The sequence below is a fragment of the Kitasatospora sp. NPDC001664 genome (genome assembly GCF_053596675.1).
This window is the reverse complement of record NZ_JBSFGS010000010.1, coordinates 23,503-38,958: the sequence shown is the minus strand read 5'-3', so window position 1 is coordinate 38,958 and position 15,456 is coordinate 23,503. Positions and strand designations below refer to the sequence as shown.

Genomic DNA, 15,456 nt, shown 5'->3' with positions numbered 1-15,456 from the left:
CCGGCGGCCCTCCGCCGTTCTCTTCCCCGCGGTCCGGGTGGCCGCGCTTTGACAACCTACCGCCCCCGCTTTACCTTCACCATGAAACTACTTCACCATGGAGGTATCTCGCGTGGACAACCCGTCCGCCACCCACGGCGAAACCGCCGGGCCCCACCGTCGGCGCTGGCTGGTCCTGGTCGCGATGCTCGTCGCCGAGGTCATGGACCTGCTCGACGCCTCGATCGTCAACGTCGCCGGGCCCGACCTGGAGGCCTCGCTGGGGGCCGGTCCGACCGGCCTGCAGTGGGTGATCGGCGGCTACACCCTGACCCTGGGCGCCGGGCTGGTGCTCGGTGGCCGGCTCGGCGACCGCTACGGCCGGCGCCGGATGTTCCTGATCGGCCTGACCGCGTTCACCGTCTGCTCGCTGCTCTGCGCCCTCGCGCCCGACACCGGGCCACTGATCGCCTTCCGCCTGCTCCAGGGCACCGCCGGGGCGATGCTGCTGCCCCAGGGCCTGGGCCTGCTGCGGGAGAACTTCTCCGGCCCCGAACTCACCAAGGTCTTCGCGGTGTTCGGCCCCGTCCTCGGAATGGGCGGCATCATCGGCCCCGTCCTCGGCGGCTTCCTGATCGAGGGCGACTTCTTCGGTCTCGGCTGGCGGTCGGTGTTCCTGGTCAACCTGCCCATCGGCCTCGCGGCCCTGCTGGTCGCCGCGAAGTCCGTCCCGGGGCGGCCGGGCGACCGCGGCGTGCGCGTCGACACCACCGGCGCGGCCCTGGTGGCGGCGTCCTGCGCCCTGCTCGTGCTACCGCTGAACCAGGGTCAGGAGGACGGCTGGCCGCTGTGGACCTGGCTGTCGATGGCGGCCGCCGCGACCGGCTTCGCCCTGTTCGCCGCCCAGCAGCGCCGGACGGCGGCGGCGGGCCGCGAACCGCTGGTGACCCCTGGCCTGCTGCGCAAGCCGGCCTTCACCGTCGGGCTCGGCGGCATCGCCCTGTTCTTCTGCGGACTGGTCGGCACCCAGCTGGTCCTGACCCTCTACCTCCAGATCGGCCACCACTACACCGCCGGCGAAGCCGGGCTCGGCAACCTGCCGCTGGCCGTCGGCACCGCGATCGGCGGCGCCGTCAGCGGCGCGTTCCTCGCCGACCGGATCGGCCGCCGGGTGCTGCAGGTCGGGCCCGCGGTGCAGCTGCTCGGCGCCGGGCTGCTCTGGTACGAACTCGACGGCCTCGACGCGGCCCCGTTCTCGATCGTGGACGTCCTCCCCGGTGTGACGATCGCGGGCATCGGCTCCGGGATGGTGATCGCCGCCCTGTTCGGCTTCGTGCTCGCCGCCGTCGACGACCAGGAGATCGGCTCCGCCTCCGGTGTCCTCTCCGCGGTCCAGGCGGTCGGCGGCTCGATCGGCGTCGCCGTCTTCGGCTCGGTGTTCTTCGCCCGCGCCGGGACCGGAGACTTCTCCACCGGCTTCCAGCACGCCCTGCTGGTCCAGGCCTGCCTGCTCGCGGCCTTCTTCGCGATCACCTTCCTGCTCCCCGCCGCGGCCCGGCCCGAGGAGGAGCAGCACGGGGCCCTCCCCGTCTCCGCCGGGACGCGGCAGCCGGTGACCCGTCCTTGACCCCGGCTCCGGGGCGCCGGGATGATGGGCCGTCAGATCTTTGACTCCGCCGTTGGGGGAAGCCGGTCCGAAGCCGGCGCTGACCCGCAACGGTAGGCCGCCGGCCCCGGTCGGTGGCGAGCCCGGACACCCGGCGGCGGAGGTGTGTGCCCACTCCTCCCGTCGTGGTCTGCGGGCCGGAGCCTCGCGGGCTGCCCGGCATCAGGGGCGGCGCCGCCGGGCCCCTGCGTCCAGGCCCGGAAAGGCAGTTCATGCTCGCGCTCCGCCGCTCCCTGGGTCTGCTCGCGATATCCGCGCTCGCCCTCACCGCCGCTCTGCCCGCCACCACCGCCTCGGCGACCGCCGGAAGCGGCGCCACCCTGCGGCCGGACGCCGCCGCGGCCGGATGGCTGGCCCGCCAGTTGGTGAACGGCGACCACCTCGAATCGGTCTTCGACGGCGTCGCCTACCCCGACCAGGGCCTGACCGTCGACGCGGTGCTCGCCTTCGCCGCCTCCCGGAGCTCCGACCAGGCCGCCGCCAGGGCCACCGCCTGGCTGGCCCAGCCCGCCAACACCGCCGGCTACCTCGGGGACGGCACCACCGAGGCCTACGCCGGTGCCACCGCCAAGCTGCTGCTGGCCGCCCAGGTCCGCGGCGCCGATCCGGCCTCGTTCGGCGGGGTGGACCTCCCGGCCCGGCTGCGCGGGCTGCAGGCACCGTCCGGCCGGTTCGCGGACCGCTCCCAGTGGGGCGACTACAGCAACACCTTCGGCCAGTCCCTGGCCGTCCTCGCACTGCACCGCACCCCGGCCGGTGCCCCGGCCGCCGCCGTGGACTTCCTGGCCGGCACCCAGTGCGCGGACGGCGGCTTCCCGGTCGCCCTCGGCCAGAGCACCTGCACCGCCGACCCGGACGCCACCGCCCTCGCGGTCCAGGCACTGGCCGCCACCGGCCGGACCGCGAAGGCGGGTTCGGGCCTCGGCTGGCTGACGGCGCACCAGAACGCGGACGGTGGCTTCGCCGCCGCAGGGGCCACCGCCTCCAACGCCAACAGCACCGGCCTGGCCACCGCCGCCCTGCTCTCGGGCGGCCGCTACGCCGCCGGCCTCAAGGGCTGGTCCAGCCTGGTCAAGCTCCAGCAGGGCTGCTCCGCCACCGCCGTCAGCCGCGGCGCGGTGGCCTACGACGCCACCGGCTTCAACGCCGCCACCGCCAACCGGGCCACCGCCCAGGCCGTGCTCGGCCTCTCCGGCGCCTCGCTGGCCACCCTCTCCGCGCACGGCGCCCGCCCGGACGCCCCCGCCCTCGCCTGCCGCTGACCCGAAGGAGCCCGAGGACCATGCCCACCAGAAGAACCTTCGGCGCGACCGCCCTCGCCGCCGGGCTGCTCGCCGCCTCCGCCGTGGTGACCGCCACCCCCGCCCAGGCCGCCGCCTGCTCCGGCACCTCCGGCGTCACCGTGGTGGTGGACTTCACCGCCGTCGGCGGAGGCATCCAGACCGGCTGTGCTCCGGGCGACCCGGCCAGCGGCCTGGCGGCGCTCACCGGAGCGGGCTTCTCCTACTCCTTCCACCCGCGCTTCCCCGGCTACGTCTGCAAGATCAACGCCCTGCCCACCACCTGCACCGCTCCCAGCGGCTCGGCCTACTGGTCCTACTGGCACGCCCAGCACGGCACCCCCTGGGTCTACAGCACCCTGGGCGCGGGCAGCTACAACCCCGCCCCCGGCGACGTCGAGGGCTGGGCCTTCGGCGCCGGCACCCAGCCGGGCATCACCGCCCCCTGACGCCACGTCATCCGCCGGTGCCCCGGCCGACCGGGCCGCGATCAGTGGGCACCTTTTTTGGCACACCACCACTGTGGATAAGGCAAGTTCCGGAAGAGGGTCGGCCCCCGCCCGACCTGCGGAGCACGGGGCTCCGCAGACCGGGCGGGGGTGGCTCGCGACCGGCGCGATCAGCGGCAGAGGGCCGCGTCGACCGCGTCCACCACCCGCTGCCCGGCGGCCGCGTCCGGGACGGTGGTGACGGTGACGGTCGCGGCCCGGCCGTCCTCGGTGGCGCCGCCCCGGGTGCGGTGGCCCGGGGAGGTGCCGCCGTGGCCCCAGACCAGCCCGCCACAGCTGAGCGGCCGGCTCTGGATGCCCAGGCCGTAGCGGACCCCGGGGCCGAACAGCTCGGCCGGGACGGTGGTGCGCATCTCGGCGAGCTGGGCGGCGGGCAGCAGACGGCCCGTCAGGAGTGCGCCGTAGAAGGCGTTCAGGTCGGAGTTGGTGGACACCACCGCCCCCGCCGCCCAGGCCATCGAGGCGTCCATCGCGGTGTAGTCGACCAGCGGCGCGCCCGGTGCGGTGCGCAGGTAGCCGTGCGGATGGGCCTCCCGGATGGCGGTCTCGCCGACCGCCGGGACGTAGGTGCGGCGCAGGCCGATCCGGTCGATGACCCGCTTGGTGACCTCCTCCCCGTAGGGGCGGCCGGTGACCTCCTGGATCAGCAGGCCGGCCACCAGGTAGTTGGTGTTGCTGTACTCCCAGGAGGTCCCGGCCGCGAACCGGGCCCGCTGCGCCAGTGCCCCGTCGAGGAGTTCACGCGGCTCGAAGTAGCGGTACTGGATGGTGGTGAAGTCGGCCAGCGCGGGGGCGTCCATGTAGTCGGGCAGGCCGCTGCTGTGCTGGAGCAGCTGACGGACCGTGGTCCTCCGTCCGTCGATGCCGTCCCCGCGCAGCAGGCCGGGCAGGTAGGTGTCGACGGACGCGTCCAGGGCGACCTTGCCCTCGGCGACCAGCTGGAGCACCACCACGGCGGTGAACGCCTTGGTGTTGCTGCCGGCCCGGATCTGCCCGTCCACCGGGACCCGGGCGCCGGTGGCCAGGTCGCCGACACCGGCGGTGTAGGTGCGGCTGCGGCCGTCGCGGCCCTTGACGGTGGCCAGGGCGGCGGGCATCCCGTCGTCCTTCACCAGCGCGTCGAGGCGCTGCTGCACGACGTCCGGGCGCGGCCCGGCGGAGGCCTCGGCCGGGGCCGGGGCGAAGGCGGTCAGGGCGAGCCCGGCGGCGGCGGTCGCCGTCACGGCGTACCGCAGCCGCTGCAGGGCGTGTTGGTTCATCAGGACTCCACTGGTGCGGGGGAACTGTGCGGGGGGCGGGGGTCAGCGGCAGAGCGCCGCGTCCACCACCTGCTCCACGCGCTTCGCGGTCTCGGGGTTCGGGATGGTGGTCACCGCGACGTTGACGGCCCGTCCGTCCTCGGTGGCGCCGCCGACGGTCTCGAAGCCCGGGATCGCCCCGCCGTGGCCCCAGGCGAGGCCGCCGCAGGAGAGCGGTCGGCTGACCAGCCCGAGCCCGTAGCGGGCACCGGGGCCGATCGCCTCGGCGGGGACGGTGGTGCGCATCTCGGCCAGCTGGGCCGCGGGCAGCAGGCGGCCGGCCAGCAGCGCGCCGTAGAACCGGTTGACGTCGCTGTTGGTCGACACGACGGCGCCGGCCGCCCAGCCCCAGGACGGGTCCAGCTCGCTGTAGTCGCGCAGCGAGCCGTCGGCGGTGCGCTGGTACCCCTTGGGGTGGGCCTCGTGGATCGTCCGGTCCCCGGGAGCGGGGAAGTAGGTGTGCCGCAGGCCGATCCGGTCGATGACCCGCTTGGTGATCTCCTCGCCGAGCGGACGCCCGGTGACCTTCTGGATGATCAGGCCCGCCAGCAGGTAGTTGGTGTTGTTGTACTCCCACTGGGTGCCGGGGGCGGAGTGGGCCTTCTGGGCCAGCGCGGCGTCGAGGAGTTCGCGCGGCTCGTAGTAGCGCCCGGGGTCGCTCAGGACCGCGCCCTGGTTCACGTACTCGGGCAGGCCGCTGGTGTGCTGGAGCAGCTGACGGACCGTGATCTTCCGGCCGTCGATGCCGTCCCCGCGCACCAGGCCCGGGAGGTAGGTGTCGACGGACGCGTCCAGGCCGACCTTGCCCTCGGCGACCAGTTGGAGGATCACCACGGCGGTGAACGCCTTGGTGTTGCTGCCGATCCTCACCTGCCCGTCCACCGGCACCTTGGCCTTGGTGACCGCGTCGCCGACACCGGCGGTGTAGGTGCGGCTGCGGCCGTCGCGGCCCTTGACGGTCACCAGGGCGGCGGGCACGCCGTCGTTCTTGACCAGGGCGTCCAGGCGCTGCTGCACGGCGTCCGGCCGTGGGCCGGCGAAGGCCTCGGCCGGTGCCAGGGCCCCGGCCAGCACGGCGGCGGCGGTCGCGGCGGTGACGGCGGCGGCCACCCCTCGGCGGGTGGTGCGGCGGGTGGTGCCGCGGGTCGGGCGGTGCTGCTGCGGTGCGTGCTCGTTCATCGTCGGGCCCCTCCGGTTCGGGCGCCGGACCTCGTCCCGGCGCCCTTCCAGAGGACCATCCGACGGACCGTCAATCCGTCGTCGCCCGGGACGAGATGACCTCCGGGAACGTGCTCCGGGGGCGGGCCCGCCCCCGGGACCGTGGTCCTGGGCCCGTCTCGAAGCCGCTTCCGACATGCGGACGTGCGGGACAGGACCGGCGCGGGGGCCTAGGGTGGGGACCGCAGTCGGTTCGCCCTGACAGCCGGTCAGGTGCGTCGCAAGAGGGAACCCGGTGACGCCTTTCATCTGGCCATTCCGGGACTGCCCCGCAGCGGTGAGTGGGAACGACCGCCGTCACACGCACTGGGCCCGTGACGGGCCCGGGAAGCGACGGCCACTAGGAGTCCGCCCTGTCCAGGACGGACGTGCCCGCGAGTCCGAAGACCTGCCACTGCCCGCGTGCACCCCGCACGCGGTGATCTCGGTGACCTCGTGGGCGGGTCGACGGAACGGACGGGCACATCCTGGTGCCGCGTCCGCACTGTCACACCTCCTCGCCCGCGCGCCCTCCCGGGATCGCAGCGCGACTCGCGAAGGAGAGTCTCCGTGACCACCAGCACCACCGCCTCGCAGGCCACCGTCCACGGCTACCCCCGGCAGGGGCCGAACCGTGAGCTGAAGAAGGCGATCGAGGGCTACTGGAAGGGCACCGTCACCGCCGACGCCCTCCACTCCACCGCCGCCGAACTCCGGTGCGCCAACTGGCGCAGTCTCGCCGGCGTGGGCATCACCGAAGTCCCCACCGGGGACTTCTCGTTCTACGACCACGTGCTGGACACCACCGTGGCCGTCGGCGCGATCCCGGCCCGTCACCGTGCCGCCGTGCAGGCCGACCCGCTGGACGGCTACTTCGCCATGGCCCGTGGCAACCAGGACGTCGCTCCGCTGGAGATGACCAAGTGGTTCGACACCAACTACCACTACCTGGTGCCGGAGTTGGGTCCGGACACGGTCTTCGCGGCGAACTCCGCCAAGGCGGTCGGCGAGCTCCGCGAGGCGATCGCGCTCGGCCACAAGGGCCGCCCGGTCCTGCTCGGCCCGCTGACCTACCTGCTGCTCGCCAAGCCCGCACCCGGCGTGGCCTCCGACTTCCAGCCGATCACCCTGCTCGACCGCCTGCTGCCGGTCTACGCCCAGCTGCTGGCCGAGCTCAAGGCCGCCGGCGCCGAGTGGGTCCAACTCGACGAGCCCGCCCTGGTCCAGGACCGCACCCCGGCCGAACTCAACGCCGCCACCCGGGTGTTCCGCGACCTCGGCGCGCTGACCGAGCGTCCGAAGATCCTGGTCACCACCTACTTCGACCGGGTCGGCGACGCTCTGAAGGTCCTCGCCAAGGCCCCGGTCGAGGGCGTCGGCCTCGACTTCACCGGCCCGGCCGCCGCCAACCTGGCCGACCTCGCCGCCGTCGGCGGCCTGCCCGGCAAGCGCCTGGTCGCCGGAGTGGTGGACGGCCGCAACATCTGGATCAACAACCTGGAGAAGTCGCTCGCGACCCTGGCCACCCTGCTCGGCCTGGCCGACCGGGTGGACGTCGCCCCGTCCTGCTCGCTGCTGCACGTCCCGCTGGACGCCGCCGCCGAGCCCTACATCGACCCGCAGATCGCCCGCTGGCTCTCCTTCGCCCGCCAGAAGACCACCGAGGTCAGCCTGCTCGCCCGCGGCCTGCGCGAGGGCGCCGACACCATCGCGCCCCAACTCGCCGCCAACCGCGCCGACCTGGCCTCCCGGGCCGGCTCCCCGATCACCCACGACCCGGCCGTCCGGGCCCGGGTCGCGGCCACCACCGAGGCGGACGCCCACCGCGGGCAGGCCTACCCGGAGCGGGCCGCGGCCCAACGGGCCAGGCTCGCCCTGCCGCTGCTGCCCACCACCACCATCGGCTCCTTCCCGCAGACCGCCGAACTCCGCATCGCCCGGGCCGACCTGCGGGCCGGCCGGATCGACGCGGCCGCCTACCAGGAGCGGATGCGGGACGAGGTCCGCGAGGTGATCGAGTACCAGGAGAAGGCCGGCCTCGACGTCCTGGTCCACGGCGAGCCCGAGCGCAACGACATGGTCCAGTACTTCGCCGAGCAGCTCACCGGCTACCTCGCCACCCAGCACGGCTGGGTGCAGTCCTACGGCACCCGCTACGTCCGCCCGCCGGTGCTGGCCGGCGACATCTCCCGCCCGACCCCGATGACCGTCGAATGGCAGCGCTACGCCCAGTCCCTGACGGACCGTCCGGTCAAGGGCATGCTCACCGGGCCGGTCACCATGCTCGCCTGGTCCTTCGTCCGCGACGACCAGCCGCTCGGCGACACCGCCCGCCAGATCGCCCTCGCCCTGCGCGACGAGGTCACCGACCTGGAGGCCGCCGGAGCCGCCGTCATCCAGGTCGACGAGCCCGCCCTGCGCGAGACCCTGCCGCTGCGCGAGGCCGAGCGTGCCGCCTACCTCGCCTGGGCCACCGAGGCGTTCCGCCTCACCACCTCGGGCGTCCGCGCCGACACCCAGGTGCACACCCACATGTGCTACGCCGAGTTCGGCGAAATCCTCGGTGCCATCGAGGACTTGGACGCCGACGTGATCTCCCTGGAGGCGGCCCGCTCGCACATGGAGGTCGCCCACGAGCTCTCCGGAGCCGGCTACCCCCGCGAGGTCGGGCCCGGCGTGTACGACATCCACTCCCCCCGGGTGCCCTCCGCCGAGGAGGCCGCCGCCCTGCTCCGCGCCGGCCTGGCCGCGATCCCGGCCGATCGGCTCTGGGTCAACCCCGACTGCGGCCTGAAGACCCGCGCCTGGCCCGAGACCCGGGCCTCCCTGGAGAACCTGGTCGAGGCCGCCCGGACGGTACGGGCGGAGCTGACGGCCTGACCGCCCTTCCGGGGCGGGTGCGGGCGGCGCCGTGTACCGCTCGCACCCGCCCCGGAGGGACCGCCGTGACCCCGATCACGGTGCGCCCCAAGCGATCTGACACATCGTTGACGCTCTTGACCGCACCGTGGTCTGATGGACCGCCTTTCCACCCTTGGCGTCAGGGGAAGCCGGTCCGACTCCGGCGCTGACCCGCAACCGTGGACCCGCCCACCGGGCGGGTGAGCCGGAATGCCTGCGCCGGGACGTTCGTCAGCTATACGTGCGTCGTCGCGGACTACGACGCGGTCCAGACGGGATCGCCCGCTCCCCGGGCAGGCCCGTCGGCTGCGCCGGCACCCCTCGTCGACCGACCAGGGAGTCACCGTGAGGGTCAGCAGCAGGAGCAGCGGCAGGGCCGGTCGCGCGGGCGACGGCACGGGCGGTGGCGGGTACGGGGCCCGGAGTCCGGCCTCGGCCCTGCTCGCCAGCCTCCTCGCCGTGACGGCCGCCGCCACCGTGCTGTTCGGCCACCCCGGCAGCGCCTTCGCCGATCCGCCCGCCCGCACGCCCGACCTCGCCAAGGGCGCCCGCTACCTCACCGACCCGGCCCGGCTGCTCGACGGCCACTACCACGAGGCCTTCCCCGACTCCGGGTCCGCCGACTTCGGACTCACCCTGGACACCGCCTTCGCGCTGGCGGCGACCGGCGCCGACGACGCCGCGCTGCTCCGGATCGCCGACTTCCTCGACCAGGGGGGCCGGGACGGCACCGGTTTCACGGTCGACGACTGGACCGGCATCGGTACCGAGGGCGCCGCCGGAGGCTCCCTCGGCAAGGTGGCCCTGCTCGCCGAGACCGTCGGGCGTGACCCGCGCGACTTCGGCGGCCACGACCTGATCGCCGCCCTGGACGGGGCGGTCTGCGCCCGTGCCGACGAGGCACTCGGCTGCGCGGCACCGGGCAACTACACCTGGACCGGCTCGGTCTTCGCCCAATCCCTGGGCGTCATGGCGCAGTTGAGGGCCGGAGACATCCAGGGCGCGGGCGCACCCATCGCCTACCTGCGCAGCCTGCAGCAGCCGGCCGGCTCCTGGCCGAGCCTGATCCCGGCCACCGCCGCCGCCGACGTGGACAGCACCGCGATGGCGCTGATGGCCCTCTCCCTCGTGCCCGGTGACGAGGCGACCAAGGCCGTCGAGCAGGGCCTGAGCTGGCTGGCCGCCACCCAGGCGCCCGACGGCGGCTTCCCCGGCGCCGCCGGGAACTCCACCAACTCCGCCGCCCTGGCGGTCCAGGGCCTGAGCCTGCGCCAGGACCTCTACGCGGCACGGGTCGGCAAGGCCGTCGAGTTCCTGGCCGACCGGCAGAACCCCGACGGCGGCTTCGACGTCGCCTCCGCCGGACAGCCGGGCTCGGACGTCCGGGCCTCCGCCCAGGCCCTCGGCGGGGTCACCGGGAGGTCCTTCGGCACCCTCCGGCGAGTCCCCGGCACCACCCCCACGGACCCGGGCACCTCACCGTCGCCGTCCGCCTCACCCTCGCCCTCGCCGTCGCCCTCGCCGTCGCCCTCGCCCTCGCCCTCAGCTTCCGAATCGCCGTCCCCGTCCGCCTCCCCCTCTGCCTCGGCTTCGGCATCGGCATCGGTCTCCTCGTCGCCCTCCCCCTCCCCGAGCGACCCCGCCTCGCCCACCCCCGCCCCCAGCACCAGCACGCCGCTCCCTACCGCGACGAGCCCGGCGGGCGTGGCCCCGGACCAGAGTGGACCGCCGACCACGAACCTGGCCCGGACCGGCACCCGAGCACTCGAACTCCTCGCCCCCGCAATCCTGTTGACGGTAGGTGGTGCCGCGATCCTGGTCGCCCTCCGCCGCAGGACCGCCTCGCCCTCCGGGAAGCACCGGTGATCCGCCCCGCACGCCCACGCCGCCCCGGCCTGCCCGGCACCGCCGCCGGGGCCCTCCTCGCCCTGGCCCTCGGCTGGAGCGCGACCCCGGCCGCCGCCACGCCCCTGCCGCTGGACCAGTGCACGACCACCAGCGGCGTGGTGCTCGCGGTCGACTTCGGGCCCTGGGGCGGCCCGCTGCTGCGCTCCTGCGGCACCACCCCCACCACGGGCTACACCCTGCTGAACCAAGGCGGTTGGAAGTCCACCGGCACCAGCCACGACGGGCCGGCCTTCATCTGCCGGATCGGCTACAGCGGCCACGACGGGGGCCGGGGCTACCCGACGCCCGAGCAGGACAGGTGCGTCCAGACCTCGCCCACCACCGCGTACTGGTCCTACTGGTACGCCGATCCCGGCGAGAACACCTGGACCTACAGTCAGCTGGGCGCGGTCAGCCACAGGCCGCTGCCCGGCAGCGTCGAGCTGTGGGTCCACGGCAAGACCGACCTCGCGGGCACCCAGGGCAGGCCCGCCATCTCCCCGGACAGCGTCCGTGCCCACAACACCACCCCCGGTGGCGCCCCGGCGACCACCACGACGCCACCGCCACCGGCCTCCGGCGGCACCACCACGGGCCCCACCGCCACCCAGCCCGCACCTGGCGCCACCAAGCCCACGACCTCGCCAACCGCACCACCCACCACGGGAGTTCCCGCCCCCTCCGCCACTCCCGACGGCGCCACCCCCGTCCCCGGGACCTCCGTCGAACCGCCGCCCTCCCCTCCCTCCGACCCAACCTCACCGACGCCCACTCCCACCGACGTCCCGGCGCCCTCCGCCTCCAGCCCCACCCCCGTCGACGCCGCCCCGGCCGCCGACGCCCCGCGCCCGACGGACTCGATGGTCCCGGCCGTCGTCGGTGCGGCCCTCGTGCTCGTGCTCGGCACCGCCACCGCCGTCACCGCACTGCGCCGACGGCGCCGGGCGGAGTGAGCGCGGTGGATCGACCCGTCAAGTCCACCGAGGGGTTCGCCCCGGTCGCCGGGCGGATCCCCCGGGACCTGCACCCCGTCGCCTGGTGGATCTGGGCCCTCGCGCTCGCCACCGCCGCCAGCCGCACCACCAACCCCTTGCTGCTGTTCCTTGTGCTCGGCGTGCTCGGCTTCGTGGTCACCTCCCGCCGCACCGAAACGCCGTGGGCCCGCGGCTTCAAGTACTACCTCTGGCTGGCGCTGACCGTGGTCGCCGTCCGGGTCACCTTCCGCTGCGTCTTCGCCACCGGCATCACCCCGCGCGACCACCTGCTGTTCTCCCTCCCGCGCGTCCCCACCCCGGACTGGTACGCGGGCGTCCAGATCGGCGGACCGGTCTCCCTGGAGGCCGTCCTGTCCGCCGCCACCGACGGGCTTCGGCTGGCCTGTCTGCTCTGCTGCATCGGCGCCGCCAACACCCTCGCCAACCCCAAGCGCGCGCTGCGCGTACTGCCGGGCGCGCTGTACGAGCTCGGGGTCGCCGTCACCGTCGCGCTCAGCGTCGCGCCACAGCTGGTGCAGAGCGTCCAACGGGTCTTCCGGGCACGGCGGTTGCGGGCCGGGCGGAGCAAGGGCCTGCGGGCCCTGCGGGGGATCGCCGTACCGGTGCTGGAGGACGCGCTGGAGCGCTCGATGCACCTCGCCGCCGCGATGGACTCCCGGGGTTACGGCCGGGCCGGCACCGCCACCCGGGCCTCCCGGCGGATGACCGGGGCCCTGATGCTGCTGGGCATGTGCGGCCTGTGTGCCGGGATGTACGGGCTGCTCGACGGCACGGCCCCGGCCCTGCTCGGCCTGCCTGCCCTCGCCGCAGGTTCGGCGCTCTGCGTCGGCGGCCTGTTGCTGGGCGGACGCCGGATCCGGCGCACCAGCTACCGGCCGGATCCCTGGCGGGCGGCCGAATGGGCCGTCAGCCTCTGCGGGGTGGCCGCCGCGGTCCTGCTCCGCGTCAGCGTCGGCTACGACGCCACCGAGCTCAACCCCTCGCTCCACCCGCTGAGTTGGCCGACCCTGCCGGCCGTCCCGGTGGTCGCCCTGCTGCTCGCGGCACTGGCCGGAGTGCTCTCCCCGCCACCGGGCCGCCCACTCGCGATCGCCACCACCGCTCCCGCCGGCCGCCCCTCCACCGTCGGCGGCCGCACGCCCTCCGAGGTGACCCGATGATCCGCTTCGACCAGGTCGGCGTCCGCTACCACGACGCCGACCGCCCCGTCCTGCACGGCGTCGACCTGACCGTCCCCGAGGGCGAGCTCTGCCTGGTGGTGGGCCGCACCGGAAGCGGCAAGTCCACCCTGCTCGGCACCGTGAACGGCCTGGTCCCGCACTTCACCGGTGGCACCCTCAGCGGCCGGGTCACCGTCGACGGCCGGGACACCGCCCACCACCCGCCACGCGAACTCGCCGACGTGGTGGGCGTGGTGGGCCAGGATCCGCTGGCCGGCTTCGTCACCGACACCGTTGAGGAGGAACTCGCCTACGCGATGGAGCAGTTGGCCGTCGAGCCGGCCGTGATGCGCAAGCGGGTGGAGGAGACCCTGGACCTGCTCGGCCTCGCCGACCTGCGCCACCGGGGCCTCAGCGAGCTCTCCGGCGGCCAGCAGCAGCGGGTCGCCATCGGCTCGGTGCTCACCGCCCACCCCCGGGTGCTGGTCCTGGACGAGCCGACCTCCGCACTCGACCCGACCGCCGCCGAGGAGGTGCTGGCCGCGATCACCCGGCTGGTGCACGACCTGGGCGTCACCGTGCTGCTGGCCGAGCACCGGCTGGAGCGGGTGGTCCAGTACGCCGACCGGGTCCTCCACCTGCCCGGCGACGGCACCGTCCGGTACGGGGCGCCGGCCGAGGTCTTCGAGGAGACCGAGATCGCCCCGCCGGTGGTCGAGCTCGGCCGCCTGGCGGGCTGGCGGCCGCTGCCGCTCTCGGTCCGCGACGCCCGCCGGGCCGCCGCCCCGCTGCGCGAACGGCTGACCGGGCTCCCCGTTCCACCGGTACGCGAGCGACCCGGGGGTGGGGAGCCGGTGCTGACCGCCGATCAGGTCGTGGTCACGCACGGCCGGGTGGTCGCCGTCCGTGAGGCCTCGCTGGAGCTGCGCTCCGGCGAGGTGACGGCCCTGATGGGCCGCAACGGCTCCGGCAAGTCCTCCCTGCTGTGGGCCCTCCAGGGCTCCGGCCCGCGCCAGGGCGGCACCGTCCGGGTCATCCGGGACGGCGCGGGCCCTGCCGACCCGAAGAAGGTGTCCGCCGCCGAGGCCCGCCGCCTGGTCGGCCTGGTCCCGCAGACACCCACCGACCTGCTCTACCTGGAGACCGTGGCCCAGGAGCTCGACCAGGCCGACCGCGACGCGGCCCGCGACCACGAGGGCCCCACAGCCCGGCAGATCCTGGACCGGCTCACCCCGGGCATCCCGGACCGCAGCCACCCGCGCGACCTCTCCGAAGGGCAGAAGCTGGCCCTGGTGCTGGCGATCCAGCTGGTCGCCGCACCGCCGGTCGTGCTGCTGGACGAGCCCACCCGTGGCCTGGACTACCGGGCCAAGGCCGCACTCACCACCATCGTCGGCCAACTGGCCTCCGAGGGACGGGCGGTGGTGGTCTGCACGCACGACGTGGAGTTCGTCGCCGCCTCCGCCGACCGGGTGCTGGTGATGGCCGAGGGCGAGATCGTCGCCGACGGCCCGACCGACGAGGTCATCGTCGCCTCACCGACCTTCGCCCCGCAGACCGCCAAGGTCCTCGCCCCGCTCCGCTACCTGACCACCGGTCAGGTGGCCCGGGCGCTCGCCCCCGCGGAGGCCGCCCGATGACCCTCCCCGCGGCCCCCGCCCTGCCCGCCGCCGTCCGGATCCCCGGCCGGGCCAGGATCGCGGTGACGCTGGCCGCCGCCATCGGCCTGGTCGCCTTCCTCTGGCCCTTCGTCGTCGCCCCGGGGAAGTTCGGCTCCGCCTACGCGCCCCCGCTGGTCTTCGGCGCCCTGCTCGCCCTGGTGCTGGCCGTGGTGATCGCCGAGATCTCCGCCGGAGGCATCGACGCCAAGGCGCTCGCCATGCTCGGCGTGCTCTCCGCAGTGAACGCCGGACTCCGCCCGCTCGGCGCCGGCACCGCCGGGGTCGAGACGGTCTTCTTCGTCCTGGTGGTCGCGGGCCGGGTCTTCGGCCCCGGCTTCGGCTTCGTGCTCGGCTGCACCTCGCTGTTCGCCTCCGCGCTGCTCGCCGGCGGCGTCGGCCCCTGGATGCCGTACCAGATGTTCGGCTGTGCCTTCGTCGGCCTGCTGGCCGGACTGCTCCCCCCGCTGCGCGGCAGGGCCGAGGCCGCGATGCTCGCGGTCTACGGCGCCTTCTCCGGCTACCTCTTCGGCTTCCTGCTGAACCTCTCCTTCTGGCCCTTCAACCTCGACCCGACCAGCTCCATCGCCTACCTGCCGGGCCTGCCCTTCACCGAGCAGTGGCACCGCTACCTGCTCTTCGACCTCACCACCTCGCTCGGCTGGGACACCGGACGCGCCGTCACCACCGGCGTGTGCATCCTGCTCACCGGCCCGGCACTGCTCACCGTCTTCCGCCGCGCCGCCCGCCGCGCCGCCTTCGAGGCCCCCGTCCGCTTCACCCCGCCCGAGCCGGACGGCACCTGACCACGGGAGGCCGCCCCGGCCGAGCTCCCCGCCTTCGTCGCCGCCCTGCCCGAGCTGCTGCCGGTCCTGACGGCCGCCGCGACCGGCCCCGCACGCTTCACGGACCGACCGGCGCCCGGT

General features: G+C 74.8%; 11 protein-coding genes and 2 riboswitches. Of the genes, 9 read left to right on the top strand and 2 right to left on the bottom strand.

Annotation, left to right across the window (positions count from 1 at the left end):
* Positions 1–97 precede the first annotated feature (97 nt).
* From ACWCYY_RS15835 to ACWCYY_RS15825, 3 genes are all read left to right on the top strand, one after another.
* Positions 98–1,606: an MFS transporter gene (locus ACWCYY_RS15835; protein ID WP_449796321.1), complete on the top strand. Its 1,509-nt coding sequence runs from the start codon at positions 98–100 to the stop codon at positions 1,604–1,606.
* Between the two features lie 33 nt (positions 1,607–1,639).
* A riboswitch (cobalamin riboswitch) is annotated at positions 1,640–1,758 on the top strand.
* Positions 1,759–1,857: 99 nt separating this feature from the next.
* The gene (locus ACWCYY_RS15830; RefSeq protein ID WP_449796320.1) at positions 1,858–2,907 is read left to right on the top strand and encodes a peptidase; all 1,050 of its coding nucleotides are present in this window, start codon (positions 1,858–1,860) and stop codon (positions 2,905–2,907) included.
* A 20-nt stretch (positions 2,908–2,927) separates the two neighbouring features.
* Positions 2,928–3,374: a flagellar hook-length control protein FliK gene (locus tag ACWCYY_RS15825; RefSeq protein ID WP_449796319.1), complete on the top strand. Its 447-nt coding sequence runs from the start codon at positions 2,928–2,930 to the stop codon at positions 3,372–3,374.
* A 170-nt stretch (positions 3,375–3,544) separates the two neighbouring features.
* Here ACWCYY_RS15825 and ACWCYY_RS15820 read toward each other — a convergent pair whose 3' ends face one another.
* Both ACWCYY_RS15820 and ACWCYY_RS15815 read right to left on the bottom strand, forming a co-directional pair.
* Positions 3,545–4,693 (bottom strand): serine hydrolase domain-containing protein, encoded by a 1,149-nt coding sequence (locus ACWCYY_RS15820; RefSeq protein WP_449796318.1) that lies wholly within the window; start codon positions 4,691–4,693, stop codon positions 3,545–3,547.
* 42 nt (positions 4,694–4,735) lie between these two features.
* Entirely contained in the window at positions 4,736–5,911 is a 1,176-nt protein-coding gene (locus tag ACWCYY_RS15815; RefSeq protein ID WP_345284559.1) for a serine hydrolase domain-containing protein, read from the bottom strand.
* Between the two features lie 210 nt (positions 5,912–6,121).
* Positions 6,122–6,360: riboswitch (cobalamin riboswitch) on the top strand.
* Positions 6,361–6,499: 139 nt separating this feature from the next.
* Here ACWCYY_RS15815 and metE point away from each other — a divergent pair.
* From metE to ACWCYY_RS15785, 6 genes are all read left to right on the top strand, one after another.
* Positions 6,500–8,809: a 5-methyltetrahydropteroyltriglutamate--homocysteine S-methyltransferase gene (metE, locus tag ACWCYY_RS15810; protein ID WP_449796317.1), complete on the top strand. Its 2,310-nt coding sequence runs from the start codon at positions 6,500–6,502 to the stop codon at positions 8,807–8,809.
* A gap of 366 nt (positions 8,810–9,175) precedes the next feature.
* Positions 9,176–10,696, top strand: a complete 1,521-nt coding sequence (locus tag ACWCYY_RS15805) for a prenyltransferase/squalene oxidase repeat-containing protein (protein WP_345284562.1) — start codon at positions 9,176–9,178, stop codon at positions 10,694–10,696.
* Positions 10,693–11,670, top strand: a complete 978-nt coding sequence (locus tag ACWCYY_RS15800) for a hypothetical protein (protein WP_449796316.1) — start codon at positions 10,693–10,695, stop codon at positions 11,668–11,670. Before ACWCYY_RS15805 ends, ACWCYY_RS15800 begins: the two co-directional genes overlap by 4 nt.
* Positions 11,667–12,872: an energy-coupling factor transporter transmembrane component T gene (locus ACWCYY_RS15795; protein WP_449796315.1), complete on the top strand. Its 1,206-nt coding sequence runs from the start codon at positions 11,667–11,669 to the stop codon at positions 12,870–12,872. Before ACWCYY_RS15800 ends, ACWCYY_RS15795 begins: the two co-directional genes overlap by 4 nt.
* Positions 12,869–14,512, top strand: a complete 1,644-nt coding sequence (locus tag ACWCYY_RS15790) for an ABC transporter ATP-binding protein (protein WP_449796314.1) — start codon at positions 12,869–12,871, stop codon at positions 14,510–14,512. Before ACWCYY_RS15795 ends, ACWCYY_RS15790 begins: the two co-directional genes overlap by 4 nt.
* Positions 14,509–15,336: an ECF transporter S component gene (locus tag ACWCYY_RS15785; protein ID WP_449796313.1), complete on the top strand. Its 828-nt coding sequence runs from the start codon at positions 14,509–14,511 to the stop codon at positions 15,334–15,336. Before ACWCYY_RS15790 ends, ACWCYY_RS15785 begins: the two co-directional genes overlap by 4 nt.
* Positions 15,337–15,456: the final 120 nt, after the last annotated feature.

Excerpts from the sequence above, each read along its gene's own strand:
- ACWCYY_RS15835 (WP_449796321.1), top strand. The coding sequence starts at position 98 with ATGGAGGTATCTCGCGTGGACAACCCGTCCGCCACCCACGGCGAAACC.
- ACWCYY_RS15815 (WP_345284559.1), bottom strand. The coding sequence starts at position 5,911 with ATGAACGAGCACGCACCGCAGCAGCACCGCCCGACCCGCGGCACCACC.
- ACWCYY_RS15790 (WP_449796314.1), top strand. The coding sequence starts at position 12,869 with ATGATCCGCTTCGACCAGGTCGGCGTCCGCTACCACGACGCCGACCGC.
- ACWCYY_RS15785 (WP_449796313.1), top strand. The coding sequence starts at position 14,509 with ATGACCCTCCCCGCGGCCCCCGCCCTGCCCGCCGCCGTCCGGATCCCC.
- ACWCYY_RS15820 (WP_449796318.1), bottom strand. The coding sequence starts at position 4,693 with ATGAACCAACACGCCCTGCAGCGGCTGCGGTACGCCGTGACGGCGACC.
- ACWCYY_RS15825 (WP_449796319.1), top strand. The coding sequence starts at position 2,928 with ATGCCCACCAGAAGAACCTTCGGCGCGACCGCCCTCGCCGCCGGGCTG.
- ACWCYY_RS15830 (WP_449796320.1), top strand. The coding sequence starts at position 1,858 with ATGCTCGCGCTCCGCCGCTCCCTGGGTCTGCTCGCGATATCCGCGCTC.